Source organism: Martelella sp., assembly GCF_984369615.1.
In genome coordinates this window covers 1-5,469 of record NZ_CFHTCS010000298.1, presented here as the reverse complement: position 1 = coordinate 5,469, position 5,469 = coordinate 1, and the positions used below count along the sequence as shown (strand labels likewise).

The 5,469-nt window shown below is 64.1% G+C and carries 7 protein-coding genes; 4 read left to right on the top strand and 3 right to left on the bottom strand.

Annotated features, from left to right (window positions below; all coding sequences use genetic code 11):
• The 3 genes from AC5DC2_RS18640 to AC5DC2_RS18630 all read left to right on the top strand — a co-directional run.
• Positions 1-513 (top strand): PDZ domain-containing protein (locus AC5DC2_RS18640; RefSeq protein ID WP_491699547.1); only part of this gene is annotated, 513 nt, incomplete at its 5' end.
• On the top strand, positions 510-1,823 hold the full coding sequence (locus tag AC5DC2_RS18635) for a replication-associated recombination protein A (RefSeq protein WP_491699546.1): 1,314 nt from the start codon (positions 510-512) through the stop codon (positions 1,821-1,823). The genes AC5DC2_RS18640 and AC5DC2_RS18635, both read left to right, overlap by 4 nt.
• 76 nt (positions 1,824-1,899) lie before the next feature.
• Positions 1,900-2,106: a hypothetical protein gene (locus AC5DC2_RS18630; protein WP_024708259.1), complete on the top strand. Its 207-nt coding sequence runs from the start codon at positions 1,900-1,902 to the stop codon at positions 2,104-2,106.
• Positions 2,107-2,191: 85 nt separating this feature from the next.
• Here AC5DC2_RS18630 and gpt read toward each other — a convergent pair whose 3' ends face one another.
• The 3 genes from gpt to AC5DC2_RS18615 form a co-directional block, all read right to left on the bottom strand.
• Positions 2,192-2,689, bottom strand: a complete 498-nt coding sequence (gene gpt / locus AC5DC2_RS18625; RefSeq protein WP_024708260.1) for a xanthine phosphoribosyltransferase — start codon at positions 2,687-2,689, stop codon at positions 2,192-2,194.
• A gap of 214 nt (positions 2,690-2,903) precedes the next feature.
• A complete protein-coding gene (locus AC5DC2_RS18620; RefSeq protein WP_024708261.1) occupies positions 2,904-3,746 on the bottom strand; it encodes a universal stress protein in 843 nt (280 codons plus the stop codon).
• A 142-nt stretch (positions 3,747-3,888) separates the two neighbouring features.
• Positions 3,889-4,632 carry a competence/damage-inducible protein A gene (locus AC5DC2_RS18615; protein ID WP_491699545.1) on the bottom strand — a complete coding sequence of 248 codons (744 nt, stop codon included), beginning with the start codon at positions 4,630-4,632 and terminating at the stop codon, positions 3,889-3,891.
• A gap of 206 nt (positions 4,633-4,838) precedes the next feature.
• On the opposite strand from AC5DC2_RS18615, the gene wrbA reads away from it, so the two are divergent.
• A complete protein-coding gene (gene wrbA / locus AC5DC2_RS18610) occupies positions 4,839-5,438 on the top strand; it encodes an NAD(P)H:quinone oxidoreductase (RefSeq protein ID WP_024708263.1) in 600 nt (199 codons plus the stop codon).
• The last annotated feature ends 31 nt before the right edge of the window (positions 5,439-5,469 follow it).

Here is a 5,469-nt window from a genome sequence, read left to right as displayed (position 1 = left end):
CCCCGTCCGGGCAGTCCGGCGGAAAAGGCCGGTCTTGAACCCGGTTCCGTGATCGTTGCGGTCAACGACATTCCGGTCGAACATCCCGATGCGCTGCTCTACCGGCTGACCGTTGCCGGCATCGGCAACACCGCGGACCTGACGGTCGAGCGGGACGGGCAGGTGACCCATGTCGCCCTGCCGCTTGATCTGGCGCCTGAGGATCCGCCGCGCGACACCCGCGTGATCGACGGTTCCTCGCCCTTTTCAGGGCTTACGGTGGAAAACGTCTCGCCGCGCGTCGCCGAGGAGTTGCGCCTTTCGGGGATCGATGATGGAGTGGTGGTGAGCGATATCGAACAGGGCTCCACGGCCCAGCGGATCGGCTTTGCCAGGGGCGACGTCATTGTCGCCGTCAATGACGCGCCGATTGACAACACCGAGACGCTCGAGGATATGGCGGACGAGAAGCCCGGTTACTGGCGTCTTTCCATCAATCGCGGCGGCAGGATGATAAACCAGATATTCAGATGAGCGACCTTTTTGCCCCGCACGTCCCCGAGGACATCGAAAACAAGCGACCGCTCGCCGACCGGCTTCGCCCGAAGACGCTTGGCGAGGTGACCGGCCAGCCGCATCTGACCGGGCCGGACGGCGCGCTGACGCGCATGATCGCCTCCGGCTCGCTCGGCTCGATGATCTTCTGGGGGCCGCCGGGCACGGGCAAGACCACGGTCGCGCGGCTCCTGTCCGGCGAGGCCGGTCTCGCCTTCGAGCAGATCTCGGCGATCTTTTCCGGCGTGGCGGACCTGAAGAAGGTCTTCGAGTCTGCCCGCGCCCGGCGCATGAACGGGCGGCAGACGCTGCTGTTCGTCGACGAGATCCACCGTTTCAACCGCGCCCAGCAGGACAGTTTCCTGCCCGTGATGGAGGACGGCACCATCATCCTGGTTGGCGCAACCACCGAAAACCCGTCCTTCGAGCTCAATGCCGCGCTTCTGTCGCGCGCCCGCGTGTTGACCTTCCGTTCCCATGATGCCGAAAGCCTTGCCGAACTGATGAAGCGCGCGGAGGAGGCGGAGGGCAGGGCGCTGCCGCTCGATGATGCCGCGCGCGAGACCCTGGTGATGATGGCCGACGGCGACGGGCGCGCGATCCTGACGCTTGCGGAAGAGGTCTGGCGCTCGGCCCGTGCCGATGAGCGGCTCGACCCGCAAAGCCTGATGAACATCGTCCAGCGCCGCGCCCCGATCTATGACAAGGGTCAGGACGGGCACTACAACCTGATTTCGGCCCTGCACAAATCCGTGCGCGGATCGGACCCGGATGCGGCCCTTTATTATCTCGCCCGCATGTTCGATGCCGGCGAGGATCCGCTGTTTCTCGGCCGCAGGCTGGTGCGCATGGCATCCGAGGATATCGGCCTTGCCGATCCGCAGGCGCTTGTCATCGCCAACGCCGCCAAGGATGCCTATGACTATCTCGGCTCCCCGGAAGGCGAACTGGCGCTGGCGGAGGCTTGCGTCTATCTCGCCACCGCGCCGAAATCGAACGGCGTCTATACCGCCTTCAAGGCGGCGATGCGCGCGGCAAAGGAGCACGGCTCGCTGCTGCCGCCGAAACACATCCTCAACGCGCCGACCAAGCTGATGAAATCGGAAGGCTACGGCGACGGCTATCGCTACGACCATGACGAGCCGGATGCCTTTTCCAGTCAGGACTATTTTCCCACCGAAATGGGCCGGATGAAATTCTACGGTCCGCCGGAGCGCGGTTTCGAGCGCGAGATCAACAAGCGCCTGCAATGGTGGGAAAAGCTCAGGCGCGAGCGCAGCAAGAGCTGAAGCGATTTTGGCCTGTCCTCGCGGGAACTCTTTTCTTCACGTGGCGTTTACCATGCAACACCAAGGGAGAACTGCCATGGATAACCTGCCTGCCCGCGTTCTTGCTTACATCGTTATCGCCATCGGCTGCGCCGCGGTTGTCGCGGTGATCCTCACCGTGCCGCCGCTCTATGACGCACGCATCTTCCTGCTGCCCGCGATGCTGCTGATCGCCTGGGTCGCGGGACCCGTGCTGACTCACTATCTCGCGCCCGCAGCCCGTGCCCGTCTCCGCAAGCGGTGATCCCCCCTGCCGCGCGACGCAAACGCCCGACCGGACGGGAAGCCGGTCGGGCGTTTGTTGTTTCCGCGTTGTGAAATGGCTTGGCTTACTGCGCCGGGCCCTTCTTGATCGGCTCCTGATAGGTGAAGCCCATGTCCCAGGGGAAGTAGATCCAGGTGTCCTGGCTGACCTCGGTGACGAAGGTGTCGACGGTCGGCACACCCTGGGGCTTGGCATAGACGCAGGCAAAATGCGCCTTCGGCAGCATGTCGCGCACCTCCCGCGCCGTGTTGCCGGTGTCCGTCAGGTCGTCGACGATCAGCACGCCTTCGCCGCCGGTCTTCGTCAATTCCTCGGAGATCCCCTTCAGAAGCTTCGTCTGGCCCTGGCTCGTATAGTCGTGATAGCTGGCGATGCAGACCGTTTCGATCAGCCGGATTTCCAGTTCGCGCGAGATCACCGCCGCCGGCACGAGGCCGCCGCGCGTGACGCAGACGATCGCGTGAAAGGTCTGGTCAAGGCCGGACAGGCGCCAGGCAAGCGCGCGCGCATCGCGGTGAAACTGATCCCAGGAAACGGGAAAGGCTTTTTCGGGAAGGGACATGAAAGGCTCCGGGACAGGGGTGACGCAAAGGGTTTGACGGCCGACAACTCCGTCCGGCCCTGTGGCATCCGTCCTGCCCCGGGAGCATGAAAACGCGTCTGCGATGCCCGGGGCAGGCGACGGCCTGCCGTTGGGCATCGCTATTAGCCGCATTCGTCTCCAAAAGGCAAGACATGCGGTCCTGCAGCCAGCGGAAAGATGGCGCGTCGCCGGATCAGCGCGACATCAGCGTTGCCGCCGTCATCGATTCCAGCAGCGTGCGGGTGACGCCGCCGAACAGCAGTTCCCACAGCCTGGAATGCGTATAGGCGCCCATGACCAGAAGGTCGACGGAATTGTCGGACAGGCGGTTCTCGATGATGGTTGCTGCCTTCGCCTTGTCGGCATGGGCGCTGGTGGCCGTCACATTGACGCCGTGGCGGGCGAGCGTCGCGGCGATTTCCGCGCCCGTGAGACCGCTTTCCTGGTCGTTGCTGTCATGCGGGTTGACCGAGAAGATTTCGACCTCGCCGGCCTTTTTCAGGAAGGGCAGGGCATCGAATGTGGCGCGCGCGGCCTCGCGCGAGCCGTTCCAGGCGACCATCACGCGGTTGAAGGGCTTGGCCACCTTGTCGACATGCGGCACCAGCAGCACGGGCCGGCCGCTTTCGAACAGGAAGCTCTCGAAATCGGCGCGGGCGTCTCCGGGCGCGTCGGGGCTGACCTGCGGGGCGATGATCAGATCGCAGGACCGGGCGCTGTCGATGACCGAGGATCCGGCAAAGCCGGAGGCGGAGACGATCTTGCGCCACTCGTGGGAGAGGCCCTCGCGTTCCGCGCGCTTGCGGAAGATCTCGCCCAGTTCGGCGCTGCGCTTTTCGGCCATGTCCTGCAGCGACTGGATCGAGATCGGATCGGGGATTTCCATCGGCGCGATGATCGGCGTCGGGTTCACGGTCTCGGCATGGAGGCCGATTACGTGTGCGTCGAAGGAGCGAACGATTTCAACGGCGTAATCGAGGAAGCCGCCGGCTTGCGTCGGTGATTCCATGACGGCGAGTATGGTCTTGTAGGTCATCTGAAACACTCCTCTCGGGCTTGGCTCCCACCCGTATGACATGCCGGCTCACGCGCCGGCCGTTGCTGCTTCGACAGTCTATGCCTAATGCCAGAAAATGCGAAGGGCGGAAACGCGCCTTTCGGGTAAGGCGACACGGGCATCAACCGGCCGTCATCGCCTCGAGCATGGCGCGGATATCCGCGGCCGCAGCCTCCGCATCGGCCTCCGCCCTTGCCCGGACGACGAGTTGGGTGCGAAACCCTTCGGAGGAGAAACGGGGATAGGAGCCGATCGAGGTCTTCGGATGGGACTTCTGGATTTCCCCGAGTCGCGCCGCGATGTCGCCCTCGCCGAAGGGGCATTCCACGGTCTTGGTGACGAGCGGCGCGCCGCCCTTGAGCGTCGGCATGACATTGTCGAGCATCGCCTCGAAGATGCTGGGCACGCCCGCCATCACATGCACATTGCCGATGACGAAACCGGGCGCGGTGGAGACCGGATTGTCGATCAGGCGCGCGCCTTCCGGCATGCGCGCCATGCGCTGGCGCGACGCGTTGAAGTCTATGCCGCGCCGCTCGTAATGGGCTGCAAGCCGGCTCATCGCCTCGTCATTGTAGATGCAGGGCAGGCCGAAGGCGGCGGAAACCGAATCGGCGGTGATGTCGTCATGGGTGCCGCCGATGCCGCCGGAGGTGAAGACATAGGTGTAGCGCTCCCTCAGCGCATTGACAGCCTCGACGATCGCGGCCTCGTCGTCGGCGACGATCCGCACTTCCTTCAGGCCGATGCCGATGAGCGTCATCGCTTCTGCCAGATGGCCGATATTCCTGTCCTTGGTGCGGCCGGACAGGAGTTCGTCGCCGATGGCGAGCATCGCCGCGGTCGGATTGTCGTCTTCGCTCATTGTGGTTGGTCCGTGTTCGGTTGAAGCAGGCTTGTTTTCACGTTTTGGACCCTCGGTTGCGTTTCTTCAAGCCCGCCGCGGCAGCAAAGCGTCTCTGCCGCCGATTGGGTGAACACTGCGTCTATGCCGCGGCCTCTGGACTTCGCTGCGCCCGAAGGCCTATCTGCGGGGTACAGATTTCAAATCCGTCCAACTGGAGTTTTCAAATGGCTAAAGTTCTCGTTCTCTATTACTCGGCCTACGGCCATATCGAAGCCATGGCCAAGGCCGTTGCCGAAGGCGCTGCAGCCGAAGGCGCCGAGGTAACCATCAAGCGCGTTCCCGAACTGGTGCCGGAAGACGTGGCCAAGGCGTCGCATTTCAAGCTCGACCAGGACGCGCCGATCGCCGATCCGAACGAACTCGACCAGTATGACGCCATCATCTTCGGCGCCGGCACCCGCTTCGGCACCATGGCCTCGCAGATGCGCAACTTCGTCGACCAGACCGGCGCGCTGTGGGCAACCGGCAAGCTCGTCGGCAAGGTCGGCTCGGTCTTCACCTCCTCGGCCACCCAGCATGGCGGCCAGGAATCGACCATTCTCGGCTTCATCCCGACCCTGCTTCACCAGGGCATGGTCGTTGTTGGCCTGCCTTACGCCTTTGCCGGCCAGATGGGCCTCGACGAGATCAAGGGCGGCTCTCCCTACGGCGCCTCCACGATCACCGATGGCGACGGTTCGCGCATGCCGTCGGCCGTCGAGCTCGAGGCTGCCCGCTTCCAGGGCGGTCACGTCGCCAAGGTCGCCGCCAAGCTCGCTGCCTGAGCCGTTTTTCGCTGAAATTTTGAAAGCGCGC

Bases quoted from the DNA above. Each gene is read 5' to 3' on its own strand.
- wrbA (WP_024708263.1), top strand. From the start codon at position 4,839: ATGGCTAAAGTTCTCGTTCTCTATTACTCGGCCTACGGCCATATCGAA.
- AC5DC2_RS18615 (WP_491699545.1), bottom strand. From the start codon at position 4,632: ATGAGCGAAGACGACAATCCGACCGCGGCGATGCTCGCCATCGGCGAC.
- AC5DC2_RS18620 (WP_024708261.1), bottom strand. From the start codon at position 3,746: ATGACCTACAAGACCATACTCGCCGTCATGGAATCACCGACGCAAGCC.
- AC5DC2_RS18630 (WP_024708259.1), top strand. From the start codon at position 1,900: ATGGATAACCTGCCTGCCCGCGTTCTTGCTTACATCGTTATCGCCATC.
- AC5DC2_RS18635 (WP_491699546.1), top strand. From the start codon at position 510: ATGAGCGACCTTTTTGCCCCGCACGTCCCCGAGGACATCGAAAACAAG.
- gpt (WP_024708260.1), bottom strand. From the start codon at position 2,689: ATGTCCCTTCCCGAAAAAGCCTTTCCCGTTTCCTGGGATCAGTTTCAC.